At 69.6% G+C, this 26,597-nt stretch carries 15 protein-coding genes; 8 read left to right on the top strand and 7 right to left on the bottom strand.

Annotated features, from left to right (window positions below):
• Positions 1-23 precede the first annotated feature (23 nt).
• The 6 genes from VMT65_RS15120 (at position 24) to VMT65_RS15145 (ending at position 17,033) form a co-directional block, all read left to right on the top strand.
• Positions 24-13,253, top strand: coding sequence for a non-ribosomal peptide synthetase (locus tag VMT65_RS15120; protein WP_326308828.1), 13,230 nt, complete (start codon positions 24-26; stop codon positions 13,251-13,253).
• Between the two features lie 32 nt (positions 13,254-13,285).
• Positions 13,286-14,359: an ATP-binding cassette domain-containing protein gene (locus VMT65_RS15125; RefSeq protein ID WP_442790251.1), complete on the top strand. Its 1,074-nt coding sequence runs from the start codon at positions 13,286-13,288 to the stop codon at positions 14,357-14,359.
• Complete coding sequence (locus VMT65_RS15130; protein ID WP_326308829.1) at positions 14,356-15,192, top strand: antibiotic transporter; 837 nt, start codon at positions 14,356-14,358, stop codon at positions 15,190-15,192. The genes VMT65_RS15125 and VMT65_RS15130 overlap by 4 nt, the downstream gene beginning before the upstream one ends.
• The gene (locus tag VMT65_RS15135; protein WP_326308830.1) at positions 15,192-16,013 is read left to right on the top strand and encodes an ABC transporter permease; all 822 of its coding nucleotides are present in this window, start codon (positions 15,192-15,194) and stop codon (positions 16,011-16,013) included. Before VMT65_RS15130 ends, VMT65_RS15135 begins: the two co-directional genes overlap by 1 nt.
• An 81-nt stretch (positions 16,014-16,094) precedes the next feature.
• Positions 16,095-16,604, top strand: a complete 510-nt coding sequence (locus VMT65_RS15140) for a peroxynitrite isomerase (protein ID WP_442790252.1) — start codon at positions 16,095-16,097, stop codon at positions 16,602-16,604.
• Positions 16,605-16,829: 225 nt separating this feature from the next.
• Positions 16,830-17,033, top strand: coding sequence for a hypothetical protein (locus VMT65_RS15145; RefSeq protein WP_326308832.1), 204 nt, complete (start codon positions 16,830-16,832; stop codon positions 17,031-17,033).
• A gap of 36 nt (positions 17,034-17,069) precedes the next feature.
• Here VMT65_RS15145 and VMT65_RS15150 read toward each other — a convergent pair whose 3' ends face one another.
• The 3 genes from VMT65_RS15150 to ispG all read right to left on the bottom strand — a co-directional run bounded on the left by VMT65_RS15150 (position 17,070) and on the right by ispG (position 21,162).
• Entirely contained in the window at positions 17,070-18,869 is a 1,800-nt protein-coding gene (locus VMT65_RS15150; protein WP_326308833.1) for a penicillin-binding transpeptidase domain-containing protein, read from the bottom strand.
• An 87-nt stretch (positions 18,870-18,956) separates the two neighbouring features.
• Complete coding sequence (locus VMT65_RS15155; RefSeq protein ID WP_326308834.1) at positions 18,957-19,820, bottom strand: GNAT family N-acetyltransferase; 864 nt, start codon at positions 19,818-19,820, stop codon at positions 18,957-18,959.
• A gap of 208 nt (positions 19,821-20,028) precedes the next feature.
• Positions 20,029-21,162, bottom strand: a complete 1,134-nt coding sequence (gene ispG, locus VMT65_RS15160) for a flavodoxin-dependent (E)-4-hydroxy-3-methylbut-2-enyl-diphosphate synthase (RefSeq protein WP_442790253.1) — start codon at positions 21,160-21,162, stop codon at positions 20,029-20,031.
• Positions 21,163-21,369: 207 nt separating this feature from the next.
• On the opposite strand from ispG, the gene VMT65_RS15165 reads away from it, so the two are divergent.
• The gene (locus VMT65_RS15165) at positions 21,370-22,077 is read left to right on the top strand and encodes an endonuclease V (RefSeq protein WP_326308836.1); all 708 of its coding nucleotides are present in this window, start codon (positions 21,370-21,372) and stop codon (positions 22,075-22,077) included.
• Here the strand turns inward: VMT65_RS15165 and VMT65_RS15170 are convergent.
• Both VMT65_RS15170 and dxr read right to left on the bottom strand, forming a co-directional pair.
• Positions 22,061-23,257, bottom strand: coding sequence for a M50 family metallopeptidase (locus VMT65_RS15170; protein WP_326308837.1), 1,197 nt, complete (start codon positions 23,255-23,257; stop codon positions 22,061-22,063). The genes VMT65_RS15165 and VMT65_RS15170 overlap by 17 nt on opposite strands.
• Positions 23,258-23,280: 23 nt before the next feature.
• Entirely contained in the window at positions 23,281-24,420 is a 1,140-nt protein-coding gene (dxr, locus tag VMT65_RS15175; RefSeq protein WP_326308838.1) for a 1-deoxy-D-xylulose-5-phosphate reductoisomerase, read from the bottom strand.
• A gap of 114 nt (positions 24,421-24,534) precedes the next feature.
• Here dxr and VMT65_RS15180 point away from each other — a divergent pair, with 114 nt between their 5' ends.
• On the top strand, positions 24,535-24,819 hold the full coding sequence (locus VMT65_RS15180; protein WP_326308839.1) for a DUF2631 domain-containing protein: 285 nt from the start codon (positions 24,535-24,537) through the stop codon (positions 24,817-24,819).
• A 72-nt stretch (positions 24,820-24,891) separates the two neighbouring features.
• On the opposite strand, the gene VMT65_RS15185 is transcribed toward VMT65_RS15180, so the two are convergent.
• Together VMT65_RS15185 and VMT65_RS15190 are read right to left on the bottom strand one after the other, a co-directional pair.
• Positions 24,892-25,542 (bottom strand): hypothetical protein, encoded by a 651-nt coding sequence (locus tag VMT65_RS15185; protein ID WP_326308840.1) that lies wholly within the window; start codon positions 25,540-25,542, stop codon positions 24,892-24,894.
• Between the two features lie 254 nt (positions 25,543-25,796).
• Entirely contained in the window at positions 25,797-26,507 is a 711-nt protein-coding gene (locus VMT65_RS15190; protein ID WP_326308841.1) for a hypothetical protein, read from the bottom strand.
• Positions 26,508-26,597 lie beyond the last annotated feature (90 nt).

A 26,597-nucleotide genomic window follows, 5' to 3' on the forward strand; every position in this document is an offset into this window, starting at 1 on the left:
AGGCCGCAGAAGGTTTCAGCAGCATGGCTTCTCCCAGCACCCTGTCCGCCACCACCTCCGATGCCGCCGCGGCCTTCCCCCTCTCGGCGGCCCAGCGCGGCATCTGGTTCGCCCAGCAGCTGGCCGGGGACACGCCCGTCTCCATCGCGCAGTATGTGGAGCTCAGCGGGGCGGTGGACATCGAGTCGCTCGCGGACGCGGCGCGGCGGGCCGGGCGCGAGTTCGGCACCGGCTATCTGCGGCTGATCGAAATCGATGAACTGCCAATGCAGCTCGTCGACACCACACTCGACGACCGCATCGACACCGTGGATCTGAGCGGCGCCCCCGATCCGGAGGCGGCCGCCCGGGCGTGGATGTACGCCGAGTACACCGCGCCGCTGGATCTGACCCGCGACCGCCTGTGCAAGGTCGCCATGCTGCGGCTGGCCCCGGATCGCTTCTACTGGTATTCGCGGTTTCACCACATCCTGCTCGACGGCGTCGGCGCGCTCACCATGCTGCAGCGCACCTCGGAGATCTACAACACCGCCCGTACCGGCGGCGAGATCCCGCCCGGCAAGGCCGAGCCGTTGCAGCGGATCGTGGAAGCCGATGCGGCGTACCGTAATTCGGACAAGCTCCAGGCCGATCGCGACTATTGGCGCGAACACCTGGCGGGCCTGCCCGAACCGGCCATGCTGGGTCGGCGCACCGGCGCGGTGGACGCCCACCCGCGGCTGCTCAGCGGTGAGCTGCCGGAATCGACGGCGGCCCTGCTGGATTCGCTGACCTCGGCCCTCTCCACCAGTCCGGCCCCCGTCGTGGTCGCCGCCTTCGCCGCCTTCGTCGGCGCGATGACCGGTGCGGGCGAGATCGTGCTGAGCCTGCCGGTGTCCGGTCGCACCACCGCGACGCTGCGTCGCTCCGGCGGCATGGTCGCCAATGTGGTTCCGCTGCGCCTGCGTCCCGCCCCCACCGCCACCGTCGGCGACCTGATTCGCGGCACCCAGGGTGAGCTCACCGCGGCCCTGCGCCGCCAGCGGTATCGGCAGGAGGACATCATTCGCGACCTCGGCTGGGCCATGGACGAGGTGGCCGGGTTCGGTCCGACGGTGAATCTCATGCTCGCCGACACCCGCATTCGCCTGGGCGAGGTCACCGGGCGGCTGCACGTGCTGACCTCGGGACTCATCGACGACCTGTTCGTGAACGTGTATCCCGGTGGCGGCGGCGAACGCACCCACATCGACTTCCAGGCCAATCCGAACCGCTACGGCGACACCGAACTGGCGGGCCTGCACGCCCGGTTCCTCGAGTTCCTGCACCGCTTCCTCGCCGAGGGCCCCGAGCAGCGCTTGGCCGCGGTGACGGCCGTCTCCGCGGAGGAGCACGCCGAGTTGGTGCCCGCGCACGGCCGCAATGGCAGTCGCCCGCACACCCTGCCCGAGATTCTCGCCGCCGGGGCCGAGCGCGCGCCCGCCGCCATCGCCATGCGGGTCGACGGGACCGCCTACACCTATAGGGAGCTCACCGAGTACGCCAACCGGCTGGCCCGGGTCCTGATCGCGGCGGGCGCGGGACCCGAACGCGCCGTGGCCATCTCGATCCCGCGGTCGGCGGAGTCGGTGCTGGCCATGTGCGCGGTGGCGCAGACCGGCGCGGCCTTCGTGCCCATCGATCCCGGCTATCCGGTCGACCGCATCGAGCACATGATCACCGACAGCGGGGTGGTCGCGGGCGTGACGGTGGCGGGGTCGCGGGCCGCGCTGCCGGATCGGGTGGCGTGGCTGGTGCTCGATGCGCCCGAGACCGAGAAACGGCTGGCCGCAGCCGATTCCGGCCCCATCACCGACGCCGACCGCCACGCGCCCGTGCACGTGGACCAGGTCGCCTATCTGATCTACACCTCCGGTTCGACCGGTCTGCCCAAGGGCGTCGCGGTCACCCATCGCGGGCTGACCAATCTGGTCACCGGCTCCGGGGCCGCGTTCGGGGTCGGCTCGGATGCCGTGGTGGCGCACGCGGTCTCGCCGAGCTTCGACATCTCGATCGAGGAACTGCTGGTCGCCTTCGCCGTGGGCGCGACGGTGGCGGTGGTCCCGCCCGCCGCCTACGCGGGCGACGACCTCGCGCGGGTGCTGCGCAAGCTCGAGGTCACGCACCTGAATGTGACTCCGGCCGTCGCGGGTTCGCTGGAGCCGGATACGCTGCCGCGGCTGCGGACGGTCGTGGTCGGCGGCGACTCCTGCCCGCCGGAGCTGCCGGTGCGGTGGGCCGGGCGGTGTGTGATCAATGGCTACGGGCCGACCGAGACCACGATCACCGCGACGCTGAGCGCACCGCTGGCACCCGGTGACCCCATCACCATCGGCGCGCCTTCGCGCGGTGTCTCGGCCATCGTGCTCGACCCGTGGCTGCGCCCGGTCCCGCCCGGTGTGATCGGCGAACTGTATTTGAGCGGCGCGGGTTTGGCGCGCGGCTACCACCGGCGCATCGGGCTGAGCGCCGAGCGGTTCGTGGCCAGCCCGTTCGCGCCCGGGGAGCGCATGTACCGGACCGGGGACCTGGTGCGGTGGCGGCGGCGCAGCGGGCGCTGGGAACTGGAGTACCTGGGGCGCGGCGACACCCAGGTGAAGGTGCGCGGTTTCCGCATCGAACTCGGTGAGGTGGACGCGGCGGTCGCGCGGCATCCCGGCGTCGAGATGGCGATCACGGTCGGCGCGACCACGCCCGGCGGGGCGACCGCCCTGGTGTCGTATGTCTTGGCCGCCGATGCCGCGGTCAGCTCGGAGAGCGTGAAAGAGACGGTGGCCCAGCAGCTTCCGGCGCACATGGTGCCGTCGGTGGTGATGGTGCTGGATGCGCTGCCGCTGACCCCGGCTGGAAAGGTGGATCGCCGCGCGCTGCCCCGCCCCGATTTCGGGACGCGCGCCCGGGTCGGCCGCGCACCCGCCACCGAGCGTGAGCGCCTGCTCGCGGAGGTGTTCGCGGCGGTGCTGGGCGTGGAATCGGTTGCGGCGGACGACAATTTCTTCGCGCTCGGCGGTGACAGCATTGTCGCCATTCAACTGGTGGCCCGCGCCAAGGCCGCCGGACTGGGGTTGCGGGCCCGGGATGTGTTCGAGCACAAGACGGTCGCGGGCTTGGCGGCGGTGGCGACCGAGGTGACCGCGCCGGTGGTGCGGGAGCTGCCCGGCGGCCCGGTCGGGACGGTGCCGCTCACCCCGATCGTGCACGACATGCTCGAGCAGGGCGACACCTGGCCCAGATTCGCTCAGGCCGTGCTGATTCCGCTCCCGCACGACATCGACCGCACCAAGCTGACCGCGGCCGTCCAGGCCCTGCTGGACCGGCACGACCTGTTGCGCAGCACCCTCACCCACACCTCGGCCGATGGCACCCACGCGTGGGAATGGCGGGTCGGCGCGGTGGGCGCGGTCGAGGCCGGTGCTCTCATCGAGACCGTCACCACCACCGCCGCCAGCGACGGCGAGGACGAATTGCAGCGCGCGGCCGACCTTTTGGATCCGGCCGCGGGGATCGTGGCCCGCTTCGTGCTGATCGACCGCGGCGAGGCGCTGCCGCTGCTGTGGGTGGTGCTGCACCACCTGGTCACCGACGGCGTGTCCTGGCGCATTCTGCTGCCGGACCTGGCCACCGCCTGGGCGGGCGGCACGCTCGCACCGGTCGGCACCTCCTTCCGGCGGTGGGCGCACGGCCAGGTGGAGCAGACCCGGGCCCGCGCGGACGAACTCCCGATGTGGCGCAGGATCCTCACGACACCGGACCCGCGACTGGGCACCCGCGCCCTCGATCGCCGGGTCGACACCGTGGCCACCATGGGTCGCCTGCGCACCGTGATCGACGCCGGAACCGCTGCGGCCGCACAGGAATTCATTCCGGCGCGCTTCCACTGCGGACTCGACGACGCCCTGCTGACCGCGCTCGCCCTGGCCGTCGGACAGTTGCGCCGCACCCACCGCACCCTGCTCACGGTCGAGGGCCACGGCCGCGAGGAGTCGATCCTGCCGGGCGCGGACATCTCCCGCACTATCGGCTGGTTCACCAGCGTGTACCCGGTGGCGCTCGATCTCGCCGGCATCGATCTCGACGACGCCTTCCGCGGCGGCCCGGCCGCGGGGGCGGCGCTCAAGGCGGTCAAGGAACAACTGCGCGCGATTCCGGACAAGGGCGTCGGATTCGGCATGCTGCGCTATCTCGACGCCGAGACGGCCGCCGAACTCGCCGGCGCGCCGACGCCGCAGCTGAGCTTCAACTATCTCGGTCGCACCGGGGCGGGCGTGGAGAGCGCGGGCGGCTCCGAAACCCCTTGGGTGCCCTCGCGATTCGCGTCCACCCAGGACGACGACGCACCCCTGGCGGCGGTCGTCGACATCAATGCCTTCCACACCGACGCCGGTCTCGAGGTGACCTGGGCCTACGCCTCCCGCGTGCTCGGCGCGAGCCAGGTCAGGGAACTGGCCCAGCTGTGGGGCCGGGCGGTGACCGCCCTGGTCGGGCATGCCCGCCACGCCGGTGCGGGCGGGTTCACGCCGTCGGACTTCCCCCTGGTTCCGGTGTCGCAACGCCAGATCGAGGAGTGGGAGCGGGCCTATCCGAATCTCGCCGACGTCTGGCCCTTGTCGCCGCTGCAATACGGATTGCTCTTCCACGCGCGCTACGACACCGACACCGCCGACGGGTACACGGTCCAGACCCAGTTGCAGCTGGCCGGACGGGTCGATGCCGCGCGACTGCGGACCTCGGCCGCGGCGCTGCTGGATCGACACGAGGTGCTGCGGGTGGCCTACGTCGAGACCACCGACGGTCCGCGCCAGCTCGTCCTCGGTGAGGCCGAACTCCCTTGGCAGGACGTCGATCTCACCACCATCGCCGAACCCGCCGAGCGGCAGCGGGAACTCGCCCGCCTGATCGCCGTGGACGCGGGCACCCGCTTCGATCTGACCCGCCCGCCGCTGCTGCGCTTCAGCCTCGTCCGCACCGAGCCCGAGGCGTACACGCTGCTCATGACCAATCACCATCTGGCACTGGATGGTTGGTCCACGCCGCTGGTGGTGCGCGAACTGCTGGCCGGGTACCTGGCCGCGGTCACCGGGCACGAGCTGCCGCAGACACCGGCGCACTCGTATCGCGAATTCCTGTCCTGGTTGGGCGAACAGGACGACGCGGCCTCGATCGCGGTGTGGACCGAGGCGCTGGCCGGGGTCGACTCACCGACCCGCGCGATACCGACCCTCGCGGGCATCACCTCCACCGAATCCGGCATGGTCTCGGTCGAATTCGGCACCGTCCGACTGGACCGGCTGACCGCCACCGTGCGCGGCAGCGGGGCCACGGTGAACACGGCGGTGCAGGCCGCCTGGGCGCTACTGCTGGCCATGCTGACCGGCCGCACCGATGTGGTGTTCGGCGGGACCGTCTCCGGGCGGCCGCCGCAGCTGGCCGGGGTCGAGGACATGGTGGGGCTGTTCATCAATACCCTGCCGGTGCGGGTGCGGCTGGATCCGGCCGAGCGCGTGGGCGATCTGCTGGCCCGGGTGCAGGACGAGCAGGCCAAGCTGTTGGATCACCAGCATGTCGGGCTGGCGGCCATCCACCGGGCGGTCGGGCTGCCCGAACTGTTCGACACTCTGACCGTGTTCGAGTCGTATCCGATCGACCGCGAAACCCTCTCGCGCGCACTCGATATCGCGGGCATGCGGATTCTCGACGTGTCCGGCACAGATGCCACGCCGTATCCGCTGAATCTCATGGTGATCCCGCAGCGCGCCGCCGACGGCAGCGAAAGCCTGTGTCTCACCATCAAATTCATGGCCGACGAACTGCCCGAGGCGGCCGCGCGGCGACTGCTCGACCGGTTCGCGCTGCTGCTCGACCAGATCGCCGATCACCCCGGGTGGCGCACCGCCCAACTGCAGCACTGCGATCCGATCGAGCGCAAGCGGCTGCTGCCCGTGCGCGGCGGTGAACCCACGCCCCTGCGCACCCTGCCCGACATTCTGGCCGCGGGAGCGCGGGCAAATCCGGACGGCATCGCGGTCAGCTCCGGCAGCCTGTCCATGACCTACCGCGATCTCGACGCCTGGTCCAACCGCTTCGCGCGAGTCCTGTTGCGGCGCGGGGTCGGTCGCGAGACCTTCGTGGTGCTGGCCCTGACCCGCTCGGTGGAATCCGTCGTGGCGGTGTGGGCGCTGGCCAAGACCGGTGCGGCGTTCCTGCCGCTGGATCCCAACTATCCGGTGGAGCGCATCGAGCACATTCTCACCGACTCCCGCGCGCCCATCGGCGTGACCGTGTGCGATGTGGGTGAGACCTTGCCCGGCAGCATCGACTGGCTGTTGCTCGACGACCTCAACACCATTCGCCGGGTCATGACGGTGTCGGACGCGCACATCACCGACGCCGAACGCGGCGGGCCCATCAACCTGGCCCAGACCGCGTATCTGATCTACACCTCCGGATCCACGGGCAAGCCGAAGGCGGTGCTGCTCAGCCACCGCGGTCTGGCCAATCTGGTTGCCTCCCAGCAGAGTCTGCTGGATCTGGACGAGACCACCAGCGCCCTGCAGGTGGCCTCGCCCAGCTTCGACGCCTCGGTGCACGAGCTGCTCATGGCGCACGGCGCGGGCGGACGGCTGGTCATCTCGCCGCCGGACGTGTACGGCGGCAGCGCGCTCGAGGAGCTGCTGCGTACCGAGGGCGTCACGCACGCGGTCATCACCCCGTCGGTGCTGGCCACCATGAATCCCGAAGGGCTGGACGAACTCAGCTGCCTGTCGGTGGCCGGTGAGGCGGCCGGGCCCGAACTGGTGGCGGCCTGGTCGGCCGGTCGGCGCATGGTGAATCTGTACGGCCCCACCGAATTCAGCGTGTGGGCGACCGGGCCGGGCGAGCTGCTGCCCGGGGAGCCCATCACCATCGGCGCGCCCATTCGCGGGGCCGCCGCACTGGTGCTCGACACCTGGTTGCGGCCGGTGCCGGTCGGGGTGACCGGGGAGCTGTATCTGGCCGGGCCCGCCCTGGCGCGCGGCTACTTCAACCGGTTCGGGCTGACCGCCGCGCGTTTCGTGGCCAACCCCTACGCCGGGCCGGGCGCGCGGATGTACCGCACCGGGGACATGGTGCGCTGGGTGGAGGTCAAGACCGCCGAGGGCGCGGAGCTGGAACTGGAGTACCAGGGGCGCAGCGACTTCCAGGTCAAGATCCGCGGCCTGCGTATCGAACTCGGCGAGATCGACGCGGTGCTCGCCGCCGACGAGCAGGTCGACTACGCGGCCACCCTCGGCTGCCCCGGGCCCGGCGGCCAGACCGTGCTGGTCTCCTACGTGGTCGCCGCACCCGGCGAAACCCTCGACACCGAACTGCTGCGCACCCGCATCGCCGCCGCGCTGCCGGGCTACATGGTGCCCAGCTACCTCATCGAACTCGAGGACGTCCCGCTCACCCCGGTCGGCAAGCTGGACCGGAACGCGCTGCCCGCACCGGATTTCGCCACCCTCGACCAGCGGTACCTGGCCCCGCGCACACCGGTCGAGACCGCCGTCGCCAAGGTCTTCGCCGACGTGCTCGAGACCGAGCGGGTCAGTATCGACCGCTCCTTCTTCGAACTCGGCGGCAACTCGCTGACCGCCACCCGCGTGGTGGCGCGTGTCAATGCCGCCCTCGGTGCGACCATCGCCCTGCGCGACCTGTTCGATGCCCCGACCGTCGCCCAACTCTCCTCTCGCATCGTCCCCGGCTCCGAGATCCCGGGCCTGCCCACCCTGGCCCCGCGCATCCGGCCGGACCGAATTCCGTTGTCCCCGGCCCAACAACGCATGTGGGTCCTCAACCGCCTCGATCCGGCCTCCGCCGCCTACAACATCACCGCCGCCCTGCGGCTCACCGGCGAGCTGGACGTGGACGCGCTGCGCGGTGCCGTCGCCGACGTGGTGGCGCGCCACGAGACCCTGCGCACCATCTACCCGGCCGATGCCGAGGGCCCGCGCCAGGTGGTGCTCGGCGCGGATGCCGCCGCACCCGATATCGCCCTCGCCGATGTCGAAGACGGTGCGCCACTGCGCAAACGGATCGAGGAGCTGACCGGCGGCGGCTACGACCTGACCCGGGAAGCGCCGCTGCGGGTCGGACTGTTCCGGGTGCTCCCGGGCAGCGATGTGCACGTCGTGGTGTTGGTCGTGCACCACATCAGCGCGGACGGCACCTCCATGGCACCGCTGGCCACCGATCTCATGGCGGCCTATCTCGCGCGGACTTCCGGCGTGGGGGCCGAGCGGCCGCCGTTGCGGGTGCAGTACGCGGATTACGCGCTGTGGCAGCGGGAGCTGCTCGGGGACGAGCAGGACGCGGAATCCCGGGCGGCACAGCAGATTCGGTACTGGTCACAGCGGTTGGCGGCGACGCCGGACGTGTTGGAGTTGCCGACGGATCGGCCGCGGCCCGCGGTGCAGTCCATGGGGAGTGCCGACCTGGGTTTCCGGCTGGACGGCGAATTGCATTCGGCGCTCACGGAATTGGCGACCGCGACCGATACCAGCCTGTTCATGGTGTTGCATGCCGCGTTGGCGGTGCTGCTGTCGCGCCTGGCCGGGACGCACGACGTGTTGATCGGGACCGCGGTCGCCGGGCGCGGGGCGGCCGCGCTGGACGACCTGGTCGGGATGTTCGTCAATACGCTGGCACTGCGCACGATCGTCGACCCGGCCACCGGGTTCGGGGAGTTCCTCGGCGAGGTGCGGGCCACCGACCTGGACGCCTTCGCGCACGCCGAGGTGCCGTTCGAACGGCTGGTGCAGGTGCTGGATCCGCCGCGCTCGACCGCACAGCATCCGCTGTTCCAGGTGTCGCTGTCGCTGCAGAACTTCACCACGCCCGCCGTGGAATTCCCGGGGCTGCGGGTGGAGGTCGAGCCCCTCGCACGCGATGCCTCGCAATTCGATCTGACCTTCGATCTGCGCTCGCCGCTGCCGGGCACCGAACAGGCCGGGCTGGAGGGCACGCTCACCTTCGCGACCGATCTGTTCGACGAGGCCACGGCGGCACGGCTGGTGACGCGCTGGCAGCGGATACTCACCGCCGTCACCGCCGATCCGAGCGTGCGGCTGTCGGACATCGACCTGCTCGACGAGGCCGAGCGGGCCGCGCTGGTGCCGCTGCGCGGACCCGGGAACGTCGAACTCACCACGCTGGCACAGGTTTTCCGGGCCGCCGCCACGGCACACCGGCTGTGCCCGGCCATCATCGCCGACGGGCGGACGGTGTCCTACCGGGAGCTCGACACCGCCTCGCAGCGGCTGGCCATGCAGCTGTCGGCCGCCGGGGCCGGGTCGGAAACCGTGGTGGCGCTCGCGCTGTCCCGGGGCGCGGAACTGATCACCGCGATCTGGGCGTGCGCCAAGGCCGGAGCCGCGTTCCTGCCGATCGATCCGCGCCATCCGATGGAGCGCATCGATCACATGCTCGGCGATTCCGGCGCGCTGCTCGGGCTCACCACCAGCGCGCACCGGGGCGTGCTGCCCGACAGCATCGGCTGGCTCGTGCTGGACGACCCCGCCGCGTCCAGTGTGCGAATCGAGCTGGGGCGCGGGCGGGTTCGCGCCATGCCCACCCATCCGGACCAGCCCGCCTGGTTGATCTACACCTCCGGATCCACCGGGACGCCCAAGGGCGTGTCCGTCTCGCATCGCGGGCTCGCCGATCTGGTCCGGGCGCAACGCGAACTGCTCGCCCTAGGCGAGCACTGCCGCGTGCTGCAGGTCGCCTCACCGAGTTTCGACGCCTCGGCCTTCGAGGCACTCATGGCGTTCGGGTCCGGCGGGACGGCGGTGGTCGCGCCGCCGGAGGTGTTCGGCGGACAGCCGCTCACCGATCTCATCGCCGCGCAGGGGGTCACCCACCTGGTGATCACGCCGTCGGCGCTGGCGACCCTCGATCCGGACGCCGTGTCGAGCGTGCGGGTACTGGCCGTCGCGGGTGAGGCCATCGGCCCGGATCTGGTGGCGCGCTGGGCCACCGGGCGCACGCTGATCAACCTCTACGGTCCGACCGAATTCACCATCTGGGCAACGGCTTCCGAGCCCTTGGTGGCCGGGCAGCCCGTCACCATCGGCATGCCCATTCGCGGCGCGGGCACCCTGGTCCTCGACGACCGGCTGCGTCCCGTACCCATGGGCGTCGCCGGTGAGCTGTATCTGGCCGGGCCCGCGCTGGCCCGTGGTTACCATGGACGGCCCGGGCTCACCGCCGCCCGCTTCGTCGCCGACCCCTACGGTCGCCCCGGTGAACGGCTCTATCGCACCGGCGATCTGGTGCGCTGGACCGGCTACCTGGACGAACCTCGCCTGGAATACCTGGGCCGCACCGACTTCCAGGTCAAAGTGCGCGGCCAGCGCATCGAACTGGGCGAGATCGACGCGGCGCTGTCGGCGGCCGACGGCGTCGAATTCGCGGTCACGCTGGGCGTTTCCGGCCCGGGCGGCGGCACCGCCCTGGCCGCCTACCTGCTGGCCGAACCCGGCCGCGAGGTCGACATAGCCGCCGTCCGCGCCCATGCCGCCGACCGGCTGCCCGGCTACATGGTGCCCTCGGCGTTCGTGGTGCTCGACGCCATCCCGCTCAATGCCGTCGGCAAGCTCGACCGCAAGGCGCTGCCCGCGCCGGTCTTCGAGGCCGAGACCGAATACCGCGCGCCGACCACCGATCTCGAAACCGTCCTGGCGGAGATCATCGCCGAACTGCTGGGCCGGGACCGGGTCGGCGTGCACGACTCGTTCTTCGCCCTCGGCGGCGACAGCATTCTCGCCATCCAACTGGTGTCCCGGGCCCGGTTGCGCGGCATCGAACTCACTCCGCTGCAGGTGTTCGAGCATCGCACCGTGGCCGCGCTGGCCGCGCTCGCGGCCGCGGCGGGCGAGACCGTCGTCCTCGCGGAGCTGCCCGGCGGCGGAGTCGGCGAGATACCGCTCACCCCGATCGTTCGTTGGATGCTCGAACGCGGCGGCGATCACCGCGGATTCGCGCAGACGGCGGTGCTGGAGCTGCCGCGCGGCATCGAGCGGGAGCAACTCGTCGCCACCGTGACCGCCGTGGTCGACCAGCACGACATGCTGCGCGCGCAACTGGCGTTCATCGACGGCGAGTGGCGGCTGCGCACCCGGCCGCCCGGCGCGGTGGCGGTCGACGGGCTGCTGCACCGCATCGAGTTCGATACCGCCGACAGCGTCGAGCTGCGGGAATACGCTGTCACCGAACTGAATTCGGCGCTGGACCGCCTCGATCCGGACGCCGGGACCGTGCTGCAACTCGTCTGGCTCGATCCCGCGCCGGACAGCCCGCCCGATCGGCGCGGCCGTCTCATCCTGGTGGCACACCACCTGGTCATCGACGGCGTGTCCTGGCGCATCCTCATCCCGGATCTCATCGCGGCCTGGGCGCAGATCAGCGGCGGCCAGCCACCGATCCTGGCCGAGACCGGAACGTCCATGCGGCGCTGGGCCTACGCGCTCACCGACGCGGCCCAGCAGCCGCGGCGGACCGCCGAGCTCGACTACTGGCGTGAGGTCGCCGCGACGCCGGACCCGCGCCTGGGTTCACGCGAACTCGACCCGGCCGTCGACACCGTATCGGCCGTGCGGTCCGTCGAAGTGGAAATCGACGCCGAGACCACCACGACGCTGCTGACCACCCTGCCCGCGTTGTTCGACGGCACCGTCGAGGACGCCCTGCTGGCGAGTCTGGCGCTGGCCATCCAGCGGTGGCGCATGGAGCCGCTCGAAGCCGTGCTGGTGCGGATGGAAGGCCATGGGCGGCAACAGGAGATCGTTGCGGGAGCCGACCTGTCGCGCACCCTCGGCTGGTTCACCACCGTCTACCCGGTCCGACTGGCCCTGTCCGACATACCGATTCGCGACGCGCTCGCGGGCGGACCGGCCATGGGCGAGGCCATTCGCGCGGTGAAGCATCAGCTGGCGGCGGTGCCGGACAAGGGCATCGGCTACGGCATGCTGCGCTACCTGAACTCCGACACCGGCACCCGGCTGCCCGCGCGGGTGCCCGGCCGCATCGGATTCAACTACCTCGGCCGCTACGCCACCGCCGACATTCCGGCCGGGCTGGAGGATCTCGGCTGGCTGCCCACCGACGAATTCGGCGACCTGCACGCCACCGAGCGTCCCGACGTGCCCGTCACCGCCGAGATCGAGATCAACGCGGTCGTGGTCGGGGATCGGCTGCAGGCCAGTTTCACCTTCCCCGAAACCCTGTTGCCCCGCCACGAAGTCACGATGCTGGCCCACCAGTGGACCGACGCGCTGTCCGCCGCGGCCTATTTCGCGACCTCCCCCGCCGCCGAACTCGCCGCCGAGGCCGAACGCCAATTCATGGTCGAACTGCGCGAACAGCAGGCCGCCGCCGAACTCGCCGCCGCCCGGGCGGATTCGGCACCCGGCCTTGGCCTGGACGTGGTGCTGCCCATTCGGCCCGACGGCGAGCGGGCACCCCTGTTCTGCATCCACCCGTCCTCGGGCATCGCCTGGACCTACCTCGGTCTGGCCGACGCCCTCGCCCCCGGCCGACCCATCTACGGGCTCCAGGCCCCCGACCTGTCCGGCGAACCCCACGCCCGCAGCATCGAGGACTTCGCGCGACGCTACGCGGCCGAAATCCGCCGACTGCAGGCGCACGGCCCCTATCATCTGCTCGGATGGTCCTTCGGCGGCCTGATCGCCCACGCCGTCGCCGCCCAGTTCGAGGCAACCGGAGACGAGGTCGCCACCCTGGCCCTGCTCGACGCGGACAGCACCGATATCGACGGCGGCAGCATCGACAAGCTCACCGCCGGATCGTTCGTCGCCACCTTCGGATCGGTCTTCGGCATCAGCGACATTCCCGCCGACACCAGCGCCGAACAGGCGGCCGCCCTGATCAACGAACGCATGGGCGGGGTTTCACTCGTCGACGCGCAGACCCTGGAACGCATGGCCGCCTCCTACAATGCCTCCGCCGACACCCGCACCGGCTATCGGCGGCCCGTATTCCACGGCGACGCACTGTATTTCAGCGCCACCGTGCACACCTCCGACATCTTCGGGCCCGACGGCTGGCGGCCCTGGATCACCGGGACCATCAGCAATCACGACATCGACGTCAGCCATGACGAACTGACCGCACCGCACGCGCTCGCGGCCATCGCGCGGGTACTCGACGAGCACTGGGCCCGCAATCTCGACGCATCTCCGGGAGGGACGCCGTGAACACCGACAGTGGCAAACCCGATACAACCAATGTGGAAACCAGTACGGTCGCCCCCGCCACGCCCGCCGCCACCGGCCTCGACGGTGTGGTCGTGGAGGGCGTCGAGAAATCCTTCGGCTCGGTCCAGGCGCTGCGCGGGATCACCTTCCAGGCCGCGCCCGGCGAGGTGCTCGGCATCCTCGGACCCAATGGGGCGGGCAAGACCACCACGGTCAATATCCTGTCCACGCTCATCGCACCGGACGCCGGACGCGCCACCGTCGCCGGGCACGATGTGGTCTCGCAGGCCGCCGCGGTCCGCCGGTCCATCATGTTGACCGGGCAGTTCGCGGCCCTCGACGACGCGCTGTCCGGGTACGAGAACCTCGTCATGTTCGGACGATTGATGGGCCTGCGCAAACGCGCCGCCCGCGCCCGCGCCGACGAACTCGTCGAGGAATTCGACCTGGTCCAGGCCGCCGGACGCCGGGTCGGCACCTACTCCGGCGGCATGCGGCGGCGCATCGACATCGCGTGCGGGCTCGTGGTGCGGCCCGAGGTGGTGTTCCTCGACGAACCCACCACCGGCCTGGATCCCCGCAGCCGCCAAGGGGTTTGGGACCTGGTCGGCGGATTCCGCAAGCACGGCATCACCACGCTGCTCACCACGCAGTACCTGGAAGAGGCCGACGCGCTGTGCGATCGGATCATCGTCATCGACCACGGGGTGGTCATCGCCGACGGCACCGCCGACGAGCTGAAAGCCCGCACCGGTGGAAGTTATTGCGAGATCGTGCCTTTGCGCATGGAGGAGCTGCCGATCATCGCCAAGGCGCTCGGGGATCTGCTGCCCACCGCGAACCGGGACGCGATGACCGTGGATTCGGACCGGGTCACCATTCCCGCGCCCGAGGGGGCCAAGACGCTCGCCGAGGCGCTGCGGCGGCTCGACGCGGCCGGACTCGAGCTGGTCGACATCGCGCTGCGGCGTCCCTCGCTCGACGACGTGTTCCTCGAACTCACCGGGCACATCGCCAAAGTCGAGGAACCCGAGGAGGATTCGCCGTCGTTCCGGCTGCGGACCGCGGACGGGCGATTCACCTCCGAGGATCGGACCCGGGCATGACCGCGGTCGCGGGCACCGCTTCCAACGGGTGGCTCACCGACGCGCGCGCGACGCAATCCACGCTCGCGCAGTGGTGGGTGCTCACGGTGCGGCTCATCGTGCCGTCGGTGCAGACCGGGGAGATCGTCACCGCCATCCTCGCGCCCATCACCTTCACCGTCAGCTTCTACATCCCGCTCAATCGCGTGATGACCTTCGCGGGACTGGGATTCAGTAGCTACGCGCAGTTCATGGCACCCATCGTCATCCTGCAGGCCGCCGCGTTCACCGCCGTCTCGGCCGCCTTCCGCGCCGCCACCGACGCGGTCTCCGGACTCGACCGACGCTTCGACTCCATGCCCATGCACCCCCTGGTCCCGGCCGCGGCCCGCATGTCCTCCAATGTCTTTCGGCTGCTCATCGGGCTCGCCTCGGCCGTGGCCAGCATCTACGTGATCGGCTTCCGCTTCGACGGCGGCACCGCCCACACCCTCGGGTTCCTGGCCCTGGGACTGCTCATCGGCATCGCCTTCTGCCTCGGCGCGGACGCCATCGGCACCTTCACCCGCAGCCCCGAGGCCACCACCCAGATGCTGGTGCTGCCGCCGCTCATCCTCGGCATGCTCTCCACCGGTCTGGCCCCCGCCCACCAATTCCCGCACTGGGTCCAGCTTTTCGTGCGCAATCAGCCGGTGTCGCAATTCGCGGAGGGGCTGCGCGCGCTCGGCGGCGACTCGCTCGGCAAGTCCGCGCCGGTGACCTGGTCGCTCATGACACCGCCACTGCTGTGGATCGCGGCCATCGTCGCGGTGTCGTGCTTCTTCATCGCCCGGCAGAACCTGAAGAGGTCGTGATGGCAACCCTCGACCGACCCGACGTCTCCGACACCCTCGTCTTCGGCGAGGCCTCCGCCCCGGCGCTGTTGCGCCACACCTGGATTCAGACTCAGCGACTGCTGCTGCGGTGGGTGCGCGACCCGATCACACTGCTGGAAACGCTGATCGTGCCGTGCCTGCTGCTGCTCATGCTCGACATCGTGGTGGGGTCGCAGATCCAGAAGTTCTCCGGGCACAGCGCGCTGTACGGGTCCACGCCCATGGTGACTCTCGTCGGGGCGCTGTCGGGAACGGTGGCCAGCGGCGTCATGCTCGGGCGAGAACGCGAGGCGGGCATCCTGTCTCGGTTCTGGGTGCTGCCCGTGCACCGCGCCTCCGGGTTGGCCGCGCGCATTCTCGCCGAGGGCTGCCGCATCTTCTGCGGAACCGTCGTCATCATTCTGTTCGGCATGGCCTTGGGCTTCCGCTTCCGGCAGGGGCCGTTGCAGGCCTTTGCGTTCCTGTGGGTGCCGGTCCTGTTCGGGCTGGCCTTCGCCACCATGGTCACCGCCATCGCCGTGTTCACCGCCAAGTCGACACTGGTCGAAGCGGTCGCGCTGCTGTCGTCGCTGCTCATGTTCTTCAGCACCGGATTCGTCCCACTTGCCGCCTATCCCAAGTGGATTCAACCGGTCGTGCGGCATCAGCCCATGTCGGTGGCCGTCGACACCATGCGCGCGCTCGCCGAGGGCGGACCGGTGGCCACCCCGCTCACCCTCACCATCGCCTGGTCGCTGGGCCTGATCGTCGTGTTCGCCGTCCCCGCCGCCTACGGATACCGCCGCGCCAGCCGCCGCTGACCCGACCATCCAGGCCCCTTTCCGTAAATACCGGGCGGCGGGCGCGTCGACGGGCCGCCGAGATCGGGTGGGCGCATTAAGCTGACCGCCGTGCTCGAACCCGAAACCGCCGTCGCGCCCCATCCCGATATCGCCCACCTCGCCCCCTTGCTGGGGACCTGGCGCGGACGCGGACAGGGGGAATACCCGACCATCGAGTCGTTCGAGTACCTCGAGGAAGTGCACTTCGGGCACGTCGGCCGCCCCTTCCTCACCTACCGGCAGCGCACCCGGGCCGCCGACGGCAGTCGACCCATGCACAGCGAGACCGGATACCTGCGCGCCACCGGACCCGACCGCATCGAGCTGATCCTGGCCCACCCCACCGGGATCACCGAGATCTGCGAGGGCCGGCTGGTGAACGAGGACGGCGAACTGCGGCTCGAACTCGACTCCACCTCGATCGGTCTGAGCAGCAGCGCCAAATCGGTGACCGCACTCGGCCGCACCATCACCGTCACCGGTGACACCCTCGAATACTCCCTGCGCATGGCGGCCGTCGAGCAGCCGCTCACGCATCACCTCGCGGCCACCATGCAGCGGGCCAACTGATCCGGCGACGCGCGACCCGACGGTAAACATCCGATACCGATTTGGTCAGATCCCGGCAACATGCCCCGTGAGCGGCCGGTTCGCCGGTCACCGGCGGGTTGCCCCGAGATAAGTGACCGATTACCGTTTCGGGCATTGGCTAACAGTCAGCCAACCCTAAGAGCACCGGAGCCCCGAACGACCATTCGGGTCTCCTCAACTCATCCCCAAACAAGGGAGAGGGATATGAAGCGCTCGGCCCTATTGCTCTTGACCACCGCCGGAATGATTCTCGCGGGCGCGGGTGTCACCGAGATCATCGGCGACGCCTCCGCCGACGGACCGCCCGCGCGAACCCTCGCCCAGCAGCGCTTCATCAGCGATTCCATCGGCGGACTGCATCCCGCCACCGCCTGCCTGCGCAACGATTCCCAGTCCGGCGACCGCTGATTCATCCCCGGATCAATAGCCCGGCGGCAGCGCCGATCAATAGCCTGGTGGCAGCGCCGCGAGCATGTCCCGCGTCACCGCCACCGCATTGTCCGAACTTCCGCCGCGCACCAGCAGCGTGGCCCAGGCCAGATCACCGCGGTAGCCGATGAACCACGCGTGCGAACCGCCGTCCACCTCGGCCTCACCGGTCTTGCCGTACACCTCACCCTGATCGACGATGCGCTCGGCCGTACCGCCGAGCACCACCTTGCGCATCATCAGCCGCAGACCGTCGATCACCTCCGGTGCCAGCTTGGACCGATCACCGGAAATCTGGGTCGGATGGCCCGCGATCAAATACGGCATCGGGGTCGAACCGTGTGCGACCGTAGCCGCCACCAACGCCATGCCGAACGGGCTGGCCAACACCTTGCCCTGGCCGATGCCGTCCTCGGCGCGCTGCACCAGATCGTCGTCGGTGGGCACCGAACCCGACACCGTGGGCAGGCCCACCACCGTGTAATCGGGCCCAAGGCCCAAAGCCGAAGCGGCCGTGCGCAAATCCTGACCGCCCAACTCCGAGGCGAGCTTGGCGAAGGAGGTGTTGCAGGAGCGCTCGTAGGCGGTGGCCATGGAGACCGTGCCGACACTGAAGAGGTTGTAGTTCGGAATCGTGCGCTCCCCCACCACGATCTGGCTCGGGCATGGGACCGAGGTGTCGGGGGTGGCGTGACCGGCGGTCATGGACGCGGCGGCGGTCACCGTCTTGAAGGTCGAGCCGGGCGGATACAGGCCCGTGGCGGCGACGGGGCCGTCCGCGTCGGCCGCCTCGTTCTGGGCAATGGCCAGGATCGCACCCGTGGAGGGCTGCAACACCACCATCATGGTCTGCTCGGTGCGCGCGTCCACCGCGCTCTGGGCGGCGTTCTGCACGAAACGGTCGACGCTCAGGGAGAAGGACGGTGAGGTCTCGGGGGCAACCTCTTTGAGCACATCGGTGTCCACGCCGTTCGCGTTGACGGTGACCACGCTCCAGCCCGCCTTGCCGTCGACCTCGTCGATGACTGTCTTGCGCACCTGGGTCATGAGGTCCGGGGCGAATCGGCGATCGGTGGGGACCAGATCGAATTCCTTGCTGAAGGTGACCCCGGACAGGCCCAGCAGCTGCGTATCGACCTCGCCGAACTCCCATTCCGTGATCAGCGCGACGGTGTACGCGCCGTCGGCCTTGCGGGCCGCGGCCAGCAGCGAATCGGGGGCCAGGTGTTCGTCGAAGGGGTGCAACGCATTCGCCAGCGTGGCCGCGACGGCGCGCGGGTCCGAGGAGGCGGACGGCTTGAACAGCACCCGGTACAGCGAGCCCGGCACCAGGACGTCGCCGCCGCCGCGTTCGTTCACGCGGGCGCGCGGGGCGGGGATCGAACGCAGTTGCAGCGTCTGGGTATTGCCGAGTTGGGGGTGCACGTCGGCGGAGGACCAGCGGACCTCCCAGCGGCCCTCGGTGCGGCCCATCTGCAACTGGCCCTGGTAGGTCCAGACGCGGTCCTTGGGCAGATGCCATTCGTAGGTGTAGTCGACGATGGCGGTGTCGCCGGTGATGCGGGCGTCGCCGGTGGTGGCGATCAGCTGCTCGGCCTGCAACTGGTCCCAGGCCGAAGCCAGTGCGGCACGGGCCTTTTCGGGTTGGCTGGTGCGGTCGGCGGCCGCCTGCACATCGTGGTCGGCGAAGGCGGAGACGAACGCCTCGGCGGTTTGCGCCGGGCCCTGCGGACCCGACGAGCAACCGGCCGCGAGCACGGCGACCGGCAGGGTGACCGCGGTGGCGATCAGTGTGGAGAAGACCCGTGTCGACATCGGGTCAGATGCTAGAGCCAACTATCGGCAAACCGGCGCGACACACTGCACCGGAACGGATTTCACGACTAGATCACAGAAAGGCGCTCAGTCCAGCAGCACGGTCGCGAACGTGGCGATTTGCCGGAATCCGACCTTGTTGTAGGCGCGGCGCGCAACGCTGTTGTAGCAGTTGACATACAGGCTGGCGGTGCGACCGGAGGAGACCACGACATTCGCGACGGCCGCGGTGCCGGAGGTGCCGTAGCCCTGCGCACGCCGGTCCGGGTGCACCCACACGCCCTGAATCTGCCCGGTGCGCCGCGACAGCGCGCCCACCTCGGCCTTGAAGACGACCTCGCCGTCCTCGAATCGCGCCCAGGCCCGGCCGGATTCGATGAGACCCGCCACCCGGCGGCGGTAGCTGCGCCCGCCATCGCCCAGGCGCGGATCGACGCCGATCTCCTCGGTGAACATGGCGACCGCGGCGATCATGTAGCGGTCGAGCTCCTCGGGGCGCACGCGGCGCACCCGCAAATCCGGGGACACACTCGCGGGGCGTTCCAGCGCGAGCAGCGGCTGGTCCTCGCGCAATTCGCGCGGCGGGCCCCAGTGTTCGCTCAGCAACTCCCACAGCGGCAGCGCCAACTCCCGTCGGCCCACCACCGACGAGCACAATCGCGGACCCTTGACCGCGCGGTCGGCGAAGGCCTTCAGGGCATCGCGACCGCCGCGCAGCGGAACCAGATTCGCGCCGGAGAAGCACAGCGACTCCGCCGGACCGCCGCGACTCCACAGTTCCCCGTAGGTTCCCCGCGGATCCAGCCCGAACTCCTGCAGCCGCGCGGCGACCATGCAGGTCGCCACCGGATCGTCGTCCAGTACGCGCAAAACCTGCGTCAGATCGCGGTTCGCGAGCTGACGGGCCCCGGACACCCGGCCCCGGCGAGTCGGCTCCAGCACACTCCGCACGCTCACAGCCTGCCAGAACTTCCGCCCCCACGCCGCCCGATTGCCCCCAACCGCCCAGTAACCAGCGAAAACCCCAACCCACCCAACCCCAACCGACCAGTTTCCGCGCCTTCGTATCGTGCACCCGAATCGAAAAGCTCGCTGGCAAGGCTCCGGTAAACGGCGAACGGCCCGGTCCTGTAGGACCGGGCCGTGATTGGTGGGTTGCTCAGCCCGCGGTGACGACCGGAGCGCCGCTGCCTGCCTCGTCGCCCATCTCCTCGGCGAGGCGCATGGCCTCCTCGATGAGGGTTTCGACGATGAGGTGTTCGGGGACGGTCTTGATGACCTCGCCCTTGACGAAGATCTGGCCCTTGCCGTTGCCGGAGGCGACACCCAGGTCGGCCTCGCGGGCCTCGCCGGGGCCGTTCACGACGCAGCCCATGACGGCAACGCGCAGCGGCACTTCCATGCCCTCGAGACCGGCGGTGACGGCATTGGCCAGGGTGTAGACGTCGACCTGGGCGCGGCCGCAGGACGGGCAGGAGACGATCTCCAGCTTGCGGGGGCGCAGATTGAGCGACTGCAGGATCTGGGTGCCGACCTTGATCTCCTCGGCCGGCGGGGCCGAGAGCGAGACGCGGATGGTGTCGCCGATGCCCTCGCTCAGCAGCGCGCCGAAGGCGACGGCCGACTTGATGGTGCCCTGGAAGGCCGGACCGGCCTCGGTCACACCTAGGTGCAGCGGGTAGTCGCACTGCGCGGCCAGCTGGCGGTAGGCCTCGACCATGACGACCGGGTCATTGTGCTTGACCGAGATCTTGATGTCGCCGAACCCGTGCTCCTCGAACAGCGAGGCCTCCCACAGCGCGGACTCCACCAGCGCCTCGGGGGTGGCCTTGCCGTACTTCTCGAGCATCCGCTTGTCCAGCGAACCCGCGTTGACGCCGATGCGGATCGGGATGCCCGCGTCCCCGGCCGCCTTGGCGACCTCCTTGACGCGGCCGTCGAATTCCTTGATATTGCCCGGATTCACGCGCACCGCGGCACATCCCGCGTCGATGGCGGCGAAGATGTAGCGCGGTTGGAAGTGGATGTCGGCGATCACCGGGATCTGAGACTTCTTGGCGATGGTGGCCAGGGCGTCCGCGTCCTCCTGACGCGGGCAGGCCACGCGCACGATGTCGCAGCCGGACGCGGTCAGCTCCGCGATCTGCTGCAGGGTGGCGTTGACGTCATGGGTCTTGGTGGTGGTCATGGACTGGACCGAGACGGGGAACTCGCTCCCCACTCCGACATTGCCCACCATCAGCTGGCGCGTCTTGCGCCGCGGTGCGAGGACGGCCGCCGGTGCGGCCGGCATCCCCAAAGCGATGGCACTGCTCACGATCGGCTGCCTACTTTCGACTAAGTCCTCACCCTTACCGGTTCCGAGCTTACCGAGGCTCGATATCCGGTCGCCCTGTGACGGCGGCGACAAGGGTACCCGGGTCGGAGGTGGGGCTCGGAATCGGCCGGGGCCTACAACTCTTATTCGTCGCAAGTGACGCGAAGGTTTACGGTCTGAATTGTGAAGGTAGCGAAACCGGATTCGTGGCCCGCCGACCCCGAAGCGGCTGCGGCACTACAGGATCACCTGCGCTCCCGGGTGATCGCGGAGAATCCCCGGCCACCGCGTTTCCGGACGGTAGCGGGCCTCGACTCGGCCTACGACGAGGACGGCAATGTCGCGGCCGCGATCGTGGTGCTCGACGCCACAACCTTGGAAACCGTCGAGGTCGCCACCGCCCGCGGCACCACCGATTTCCCCTACGTCCCGGGCCTGCTGGCCTTCCGGGAACTCCCGACCACCCTCACCGCGCTCGAAAACCTCACCGTCACACCGGATCTGCTGATCTGCGACGCCCAGGGCCTGGCCCATCCCCGCCGCTTCGGCTTCGCCTGCCACATCGGCCTGCTGACCGGCGTTCCGACCATCGGCGTGGCCAAGAACGCCTGGGGTGACTACACCGAACCCGGCCGTGAGCGCGGCTGTTCCAGCGTCATCACCATCGACGGCGACCCGGTGGGCGCGGCGCTGCGCACCCGCACCGACGTCAAACCGGTCTTCGTCTCGGTGGGACACCTGATCGACCTGGAAACCGCCTGCGCCCAGGTGCTTTCGCTGACCCCGGAATACCGTCAGCCCGAAACCACCCGCCGCGCGGACCGGCTCTGCCGAACCCTGCTACGCGACATGGCGGTGCCGAGCGCGCCACCCGCTAGTGGAACAACTTGATCGGATTCACGATGTCGGCGACCAACGTGAGAACCATGTACGCGCCACCGATGACCACGACCACGTAGGTCGCGGGAAGGAGCTTCATGTAGTCGACCGGAGCGCCGTCGGGCAGACCCTTGCGGTTGCGGAACAGGTTGCGCAGCTTCTCGAAAAGGACCACCGCGATGTGGCCGCCGTCGAGCGGGAGCAGGGGCAGCAGGTTGAAGGCTCCGAGGAAGAAGTTGAGGCTGGCGAGAGTCAGGATGAACGCCGACCACAGGCCCTTTTCGGCGGTTTCGCCGCCGATCCGGCTCGCGCCGTAGACGCTGACGGGGGTCTCGGGATCGCGGTCGCCGCCGGTGACGGCGTGCCACAGATTGACGACCTTGCTCGGCATCTTGGCCAGGGATTCGACGGTGAGGACCGCGAAGTGGCCGGTGAACGCACCGGACGCCGGAATCGCCGCGAGCACACCGTATTTCACCGGACCGTACAGGTCGCGCTGCACACCGACCTTGGCGACGGTCTTCGGCTTGCCGTCCTTGTCGTAGATCACAGCCATCTGCGGAGTGATCGGAAGGTCGAGGGTCTGGCCGTCACGGTCGACGGTGTAGGTGAAGGTACCGGTCTGCTTCTGGGTCTCCTTGGTGAAGTCGTCCCAGTCCTTGATCTTCACGCCATTGACCGCGGTCACCTTGTCACCCGGTCGCAGGCCCGCCGCCTCGGCCGGTCCGGAACCGGTGCAGTCCTTGGTGCCGCCGTCCGGGGTCGTATCGGCGACACACGTCAGCTTGCTGATCACCGCGGGCGGCGTATCGAGCCTGGGCAGCCCCCAACCCACCGCGAGCACCACGATGAGCAGAAAGCCGATGAGGAAGTTCATCAGGATGCCGCCGGACATGACCAGCAGCCGCTTCCAGGTGGCCTGCCGGTACATGGCCCGGTCGAGTTCCTCGGGCTCGAGCTCGTCGAGCGCGGTCATGCCCGCGATATCGCAGAACCCGCCCAGCGGCAAGGCCTTCAGACCGTATTCGGTCTCGCCGCGCCGCCACGAGAACACCTTGGGTCCGAAACCGATGAAGTAGCGCCGCACCTTCATGCCGGTGGCCTGCGCGGTCCACATGTGGCCGCATTCGTGCAAGGCGACCGAGGCGGTGATGCCGAGGGCGAACAGTACGAAGCCGATCGCGTAGCCCATTCGGTTTCCGAACCCTCCTGCTGTCAGCGCCGCACGATCGTGCGTGCGGTCTCCCGCGCCCACGTGTCGGCCGCGAGCACCTCGTCCAAGCTACCGGGTTCGGCGGCCCAGCGGTCCGCGGACTCCACGACGCGCGCGACGGTGCGCACGATGTCGGGGAATCGAATGAGTCCGTCCAGGAAGGCCTGCACCGCGATCTCGTTGGCGGCGTTGTACACCGCGGTCACACAGCCACCGGCCTTACCGGCCTGGCGGGCCAGTTCCACGGCCGGGAAGACGGTGTTGTCGACCGGTTCGAAGGTCCAGGTGGCGGCGGTGGAGAAGTCGCAGGCGGCGGCCGCGCCCGGGACCCGGTCGGGCCAGCCGAGGGCCAGGGCGATGGGCAGCTTCATATCCGGCGGGCTGGCCTGGGCCAGGGTCGAGCCGTCGACGAAGGTGACCATGGAGTGCACGATCGACTGCGGGTGCACGGTCACGTCGATGCGGTCGTAGGGGACGCCGAACAGCAGGTGCGTCTCGATCAGCTCGAGGCCCTTGTTCACCAGCGAGGCCGAGTTGAGCGTGTTCATCGGACCCATGGACCAGGTCGGATGTGTCTTGGCCTCGGCCGGATTCACCGACTCGAGCATCTCGGTGGTCCAGCCGCGGAACGGCCCGCCCGAGGCGGTGAGCACCAGCTTGGCGACCTCGTCGGCGCGCCCGCCGCGCAGGCACTGCGCCAGCGCGGAGTGCTCGGAGTCGACCGGCACGATCTGGCCGGGCTTGGCCGCCCGCGTCACCAGCGAGCCGCCCGCCACCAGAGATTCCTTGTTGGCCAAGGCAAGCCGACGCCCCGACTCCAGGGTGGCCAGGGTCGGCTCCAGCCCGAGCGAACCGACCAGCGCGTTGAGCACCACATCGGCGTCGGTGCGGCGGACCAGTTCGGTCGCCGCGTCCGGACCCGCCAGCGCCACACCGAGTTTCGCCGCCACGGCCGCGTCGGCCACCGCCACGTTGCTGGTCCCGGTGGCCGCGATCTGCGCCGCCAAGAGCTCCGTGTTTCCCCCGCGCGCGGCCAGACCCACCACCTCGAACCGGTCGGGGTTGGCCGCGATCACCTCCAGTGCCTGCGTACCAATGGAACCGGTGCTGCCCAGCAGCAGAACTCTCACAACGTCGGACACGGGGCCATTGTCCCTTGACCTGATCGGAGTGTTGTCAGCCCCCTGGTCGCTACGACGCCGGGTCGTATGTCACGATATTGCCCAGCAATCGATTCGAGCCGTAAAGGAGCCAAAGTGGCCGCCACGGAACTGGAACCCGCGCACCCGAAGGATGTCGTCACCAAGGTCGACACCGCCGAGGTTCCGTCCGCCGCGTGGGGCTGGAGCGGTGAATCGCGCCGGACCGCCCGCGCCGCGGGTTGGGTCGTCGTCGTGATCCTGCTGGCCATGCTGTTCGAGAACCAGCAGGGCAGCTCGTCGGGCACCGGCAATGTCGGTTACATCTTCCTGATCCTGTTCGCGGTCGGCATCGCCGGCATTCTGATCCGCGACTCGATCCTCTCGCGCCGCCCGCGCTAGTTCCCCACACCTACGCATCAGGGCCGGATCGCCCCCGACGATCCGGCCCTGATTGTGTTCTCGATCAGTCGATTACGAGGCGTCCGGCGCGTTCAGACGGTTGAACAGGCCGATGCCGATGGCGACGGCCGCGACCCCGCCGGTCAGCACCAGACCGGCCGCCGCGCCCAGCGGAATGCCGACGCCCGCACCCATGAGGCAGCCGCCGACCCAGCCCGGCAGCAGCACCGGGGTGCCGAGGAACGCGCCCAGCACACAGCCGCCGACGCCGCCGATGAGGGTGCCGATCAGGGTGCCCATGCCGGTGGCGATGCCGAACTGCGACGACGCGTTGGACCACGCGGCATCCTGATCGGCCTGGCTGGCCACGTTGTGCAGCAGCGGGGCCGGGGTGGCGGCGGACGGATCCATGTTCGGGGTGAAAGTGGCGGTGTTGCCGTCGATCTGGGCGGCCACCGGGTGCGCCAGTCCGTCCATCTGGAACGAGAGCGGGAACGCGGTCACCAGCGCGCCCTGGTCGTCACGCACCTCGAACCGGCCGTCCTGGGTGTCCAGGGAGCCCAGATCGGTCTTCAGCACGACCGACGCGCCCTCGATCTTGGCGTCCCAGTGGATGGCCGACGCCTCGGGGGCGGGGGCCGGGTCGGCGTAGGCGGTACCGGCGCTGATGCCGAGTGCCGCGATGGCCAGAGCCGAGGTGGCGGCGAACTTCTTCAATCGCATTGGTTCTCGTCGCTTTCTTGAACGGGCGCTTCCCTCCTTGGGAGCGAGGTCCTCATCGAGCACCCGAGACAAGAATCGTCAGCAAATGTTGCCTAATTGTTGCTATGTCGTAGCGAAAAGGATTCTTGACGTATGTTTCCGGTAAAGACCATGTTCCATGGCAGTCAGGGCTGCCCTCGAGCAAGTTTCGAGTAGACGAAAAGACCCGCTCTCTTCCACAGCGAGAGCGGGCCTTTTTCTTCGCGAACTACCGGCTACTGCTCGGCCGGGTTGTTGATGCGGTTGAAGAAGACGATGCCGACCACGATCGCGGCGGGCACACCGACCAGCACCAGACCGGCGGCGGCACCCAGGGTGATACCGACCGCGGCACCGGCCATGCAGCCACCGATCCAGCCGGGCACCAGACCCGGGGTACCGACGGCGGCGCCGACGACACAGCCGAGCGAGCCGCCGATGACGGTGCCGACCAGGGTGCCGATGGCGGTGGCCAGGCCGAACTGGGTGGCGGCCGCGCCGACGGCATCGTCGAAGCTCTTCTGGCGATCGCTGGTCACCTCGTGCAGCAGCGGGTTGCTCGGGCGCGCGGCGGCCGGGTCCGTATTGGGAACCAGGGTGGCGCGCAGGCCTTCGACGGTCGCCTGGATCGGGTGGTCCAGGTCGTCCAGGGTGTAGGACAGCGGAACCGCGGTGACCACGTTGCCAGCATTGTCGCGGACCTGGAGCTGGCCGTTGTCGGTGCTGAGCGAACCCTGGTCGATATCGACCACGACCGCGTTGCCGTCGACCTTGGCGTTCCAGTGGATGCCCGGGGCGACCTGGTCGATGCCCTGGTTGATGCCGTCGATCAGGGACGGGATGACCGGAACGGGGGCCGGGGCGGGATCCGCGTGGACGGTACCGGCGGTGACGCCGAGTGCCGCAATGACCATCGCCGAGGTGGCGGCGAGTTTGCTGAACTGCATGACACTTGCTTTCGTACGGGGGTGGACCTTCCTCTGGGTTCTCCCGAGAGCGAAGTGGACGTGGTTTTCGGGCGTCCTAGTCAAGTGTCC

Source organism: Nocardia sp. CDC153 (assembly GCF_035818515.1).
Classification (GTDB): Bacteria; Actinomycetota; Actinomycetes; order Mycobacteriales; family Mycobacteriaceae; genus Nocardia.

What these genes read in the sequence shown, in the direction of transcription:
- VMT65_RS15130 (WP_326308829.1), top strand. Translation starts at nt 14,356, where the DNA reads ATGACCGCGGTCGCGGGCACCGCTTCCAACGGGTGGCTCACCGACGCG.
- VMT65_RS15135 (WP_326308830.1), top strand. Translation starts at nt 15,192, where the DNA reads ATGGCAACCCTCGACCGACCCGACGTCTCCGACACCCTCGTCTTCGGC.
- VMT65_RS15145 (WP_326308832.1), top strand. Translation starts at nt 16,830, where the DNA reads ATGAAGCGCTCGGCCCTATTGCTCTTGACCACCGCCGGAATGATTCTC.
- VMT65_RS15190 (WP_326308841.1), bottom strand. Translation starts at nt 26,507, where the DNA reads ATGCAGTTCAGCAAACTCGCCGCCACCTCGGCGATGGTCATTGCGGCA.
- VMT65_RS15170 (WP_326308837.1), bottom strand. Translation starts at nt 23,257, where the DNA reads ATGGGCTACGCGATCGGCTTCGTACTGTTCGCCCTCGGCATCACCGCC.
- VMT65_RS15120 (WP_326308828.1), top strand. Translation starts at nt 24, where the DNA reads ATGGCTTCTCCCAGCACCCTGTCCGCCACCACCTCCGATGCCGCCGCG.
- ispG (WP_442790253.1), bottom strand. Translation starts at nt 21,162, where the DNA reads ATGCCGGCCGCACCGGCGGCCGTCCTCGCACCGCGGCGCAAGACGCGC.
- VMT65_RS15185 (WP_326308840.1), bottom strand. Translation starts at nt 25,542, where the DNA reads ATGCGATTGAAGAAGTTCGCCGCCACCTCGGCTCTGGCCATCGCGGCA.
- VMT65_RS15150 (WP_326308833.1), bottom strand. Translation starts at nt 18,869, where the DNA reads ATGTCGACACGGGTCTTCTCCACACTGATCGCCACCGCGGTCACCCTG.